Below are 451 nucleotides of genomic sequence, written 5' to 3'. Positions count from 1 at the left end.
ATAACTCCAATCCAGAATTGGACCCTTCATTTTCTTAACTATAAAGCCTAAGTACATCCTTTTTTCCTGCGATATCAACCCAGAGGATATTATAGATCGCACGGGTTTCAACAGCACCATTCACCCTTACCTTGAAAAACATACAATCCAGAAATACAAATGGATAGACGGTTTGAAGAGGAAGGTTTCTCCATTCTTGAACCGCGGGTAGTACACTATCGGTAATACGGGATATCTCTGCAGGAGAAATCTCCATAGCATACATTTGCTGCACATAATCCCGCATTGCTCGGGTACTCACTCCCATAGCGTACATCGATAAGATAGTACCTTCTAGCTCATCGGTAATGATTAGCTGGCGTTTGGGCACAATCTTAGGTTCAAAAGTACCCAGGCGGTCACGACCAGTTTCTAACTCAAATGAGCCAGCACTTAGACTACGCACGGCCTT

At 43.7% G+C, this 451-nt stretch carries 1 protein-coding gene; it reads right to left on the bottom strand.

The window, feature by feature from the left end; genetic code table 11:
* Positions 1–34 precede the first annotated feature (34 nt).
* A partial coding sequence (locus GNY06_RS00180; RefSeq protein ID WP_176589911.1) for a transposase occupies positions 35–451 on the bottom strand: 417 nt, incomplete at its 5' end.

It is taken from the genome of Elizabethkingia argenteiflava (assembly GCF_009904105.1).
Lineage (GTDB): Bacteria > Bacteroidota > Bacteroidia > Flavobacteriales > Weeksellaceae > Elizabethkingia > Elizabethkingia argenteiflava.
This window is presented reverse-complemented; position numbering and strand designations above follow the sequence as displayed.